Genomic DNA, 2,782 nt, shown 5'->3' with positions numbered 1-2,782 from the left:
TCTCATGTCCGTTTTCTAATTCAACACGAAACATTGCATTAGACAATGCTTCAACTATAACTCCATCTTGTTCTATTGCAGATTGCTTTGCCATATTAACTTCTTAAATTGCTTTATCTCCTAATACTTCTTCAATGAATTCGAACGATGACAATATATCAGCTTCACCACTTCCAACTGCTATGGTATGCTCAAAATGAGCTGCGTATTTACAGTCTTTGGTTCTAACCGTCCAGCCGTCGCGTTCCATTACTATTTGCCGATTACCTAAAGTAATCATCGGCTCGATTGCAATACACAAACCTTTTTTCAACATCGTCCCGTAACCACGCTTACCGTAATTAGGAACCTGAGGATCTTCATGCATCTCCTTGCCAATGCCATGACCGACAAACTCACGCACTACACCATAAGAATTAGACTCACAATGTTGTTGTATAGCATATCCTATATCACCCAACCGCTTGCCCTGAACAGCATTCTGTATTCCTATATATAGCGCTTCCTTAGTAACTTTCAGTAATTTGCGAACTTCTTCATCAACCTCACCTACACAAAACGTATAAGCCGAGTCACCACAAAAGCCGTTCATGTACGTACCGCAATCAACAGAAACAATATCACCTTCTTTAAGTACCACATTATCACTCGGAATACCATGTACTACCTGTTCATTTACAGAAGTACAAATTGAAGCCGGAAACGGATCACCGTATTGATTGGGAAAACCTTTGAAAGTAGGAACGGCACCATTATCTCTAATGAACTCTTCCGCTACTTTATCCAACTCTTTCGTAGTAACTCCGGGCTTTATAACCTTAGCTATCTCAGCCAACGTTTTCCCCACAAGCAAATTACTCTTACGGAGCAGCTCTATTTCATCTTCAGTTTTAAGAAATATCATTCTTCAAATAAGATTAATACGCAGCCACTGTACCGCTACGGCCTTTAATACGTCCTGACTTCAGTAAACCGTCATAGTGTCTCATCAACAAATGACTTTCAACCTGCTGGAGAGTATCAAGAACCACACCTACAAGAATTAACAAAGATGTACCGCCGAAGAATTGAGCAAACTCTGCTTTCACACCGAATATACCGGCAAATGCAGGCATAATAGCAACCAAAGCCAAGAAGAAAGAACCCGGCAAAGTGATACGTGACATAATCACGTCAATGTACTCTGCCGTTTGCTTTCCCGGTTTGATACCCGGAATGAAACCGTTATTCCTCTTCATATCCTCAGCCATCTGAGTCGGGTTAATGGTAATTGCAGTATAGAAATACGTAAACAGTATAATCAATACCGCAAAAATCAAATTATACCAAAAGCTTGTATGATCAGTTAATGCATGTATGAAACCGCTCGCATTATTTACATTCGAAAATCCAACGAGAGTAATAGGAATGAACATGATTGCCTGAGCAAAAATGATAGGCATCACGTTAGCTGCATTTACTTTCAAAGGAATGTACTGTCTTGCACCGCCATATTGTTTATTACCAACAATTTTCTTTGCATATTGAACAGGAATCTTTCTTGTACCTTGCACCAATAGAATGGCAAACGCAATAACAAGCAATAAGACTACAAGCTCAATCAAGAACATCACCAAACCACCGGTCTTATCAGTCATACGGGAAATCAATTCCTGAAATAAAGACTGCGGTAAACGTGCAATGATACCTACCATGATAATCAAAGAAATACCATTACCAATTCCTTTGTCTGTAATTCTCTCACCAAGCCACAAAATAAACATACTTCCAGCCGCCAATATAATGGTAGAAGTAAGCATAAACAGAGTCCAATCTAATGAAGCATTTAAGGAAGGACCAGCCTGCATTTTAAGATTGAGCAAATAAGAAGGAGCCTGAACCAACAGAATGATAATCGTCAGATAACGAGTATACTGATTCATTTTTCTTCTACCACTCTCACCTTCGCGTTGCAATTTCTGGAAATACGGTACCGCAATACCCAGCAACTGAATCACAATGGAAGCGGAGATATAAGGCATGATACCTAATGCAAAGATAGATGCATTAGAGAATGCTCCTCCAGAAAACATGTTTAACAAGGCTAAAAGACCCTCGCTTGTTTGTTGATGCAATTGTGTCAACATTGACGGATTAATACCCGGCAATACAACATACGAACCAAAACGGTAAATTGCCACAAACAATATGGTAATGAGGATCCGTTGTAACAATATGGTAATGAGGATCCGTTGTCTCAGATCCTCAATTTTCCATATATTCTTTAATGTTTCAATAGCTTTTCTCATCGAATTAGAGTTTTACTACTTGTCCACCAGCAGCTTCGATGGCAGCAACAGCAGTCTTAGAGAATGCATGTGCTTGTACATCCAACTTAGCAGTCAAAGTTCCGTTACCTAATACTTTTACCAACTGGCTTGCAGAAATGAAACCAGCAGCGATGAAGTCATTGATACCTACAGTCTGCAAATTTTTAGCTTCGGCCAGTTTTTGAATTGTATCCAAATTGATAGCTTTATACTCTACACGGTTGATATTTTTAAAGCCAAACTTAGGAACACGACGTTGAAGAGGCATCTGACCACCTTCAAAACCGATTTTCTTAGAGTATCCAGATCTTGATTTAGCTCCTTTATGACCTCTGGTAGAAGTACCTCCCAAGCCAGAACCCGGACCACGTCCGATTCTCTTTCTTGTTTTAGTAGATCCCTCTGCAGGTTTTAAATTACTTAAGTTCATATTGTAATTCGTTTTATATTCAACAAATAATTACTTAACAATG

4 protein-coding genes are annotated in these 2,782 nt (G+C 39.2%); all 4 read right to left on the bottom strand.

Annotated elements, in window-relative coordinates:
- A partial coding sequence (locus BHV73_RS03405; protein WP_493519252.1) for a S1 domain-containing protein occupies positions 1–94 on the bottom strand: 94 nt, incomplete at its 3' end.
- 9 nt (positions 95–103) lie between these two features.
- On the bottom strand, positions 104–904 hold the full coding sequence (gene map, locus BHV73_RS03400; RefSeq protein ID WP_087412062.1) for a type I methionyl aminopeptidase: 801 nt from the start codon (positions 902–904) through the stop codon (positions 104–106).
- A 13-nt stretch (positions 905–917) separates the two neighbouring features.
- Positions 918–2,288, bottom strand: coding sequence for a preprotein translocase subunit SecY (gene secY, locus BHV73_RS03395; RefSeq protein WP_286736516.1), 1,371 nt, complete (start codon positions 2,286–2,288; stop codon positions 918–920).
- Between the two features lie 4 nt (positions 2,289–2,292).
- The gene (rplO, locus tag BHV73_RS03390; RefSeq protein ID WP_087412063.1) at positions 2,293–2,739 is read right to left on the bottom strand and encodes a 50S ribosomal protein L15; all 447 of its coding nucleotides are present in this window, start codon (positions 2,737–2,739) and stop codon (positions 2,293–2,295) included.
- Between the last annotated feature and the right edge of the window lie 43 nt (positions 2,740–2,782).

The sequence above is a fragment of the Bacteroides sp. 44_46 genome, assembly GCF_001915465.1.
GTDB lineage: Bacteria > Bacteroidota > Bacteroidia > Bacteroidales > Bacteroidaceae > Bacteroides > Bacteroides clarus.
This window is presented reverse-complemented; position numbering and strand designations above follow the sequence as displayed.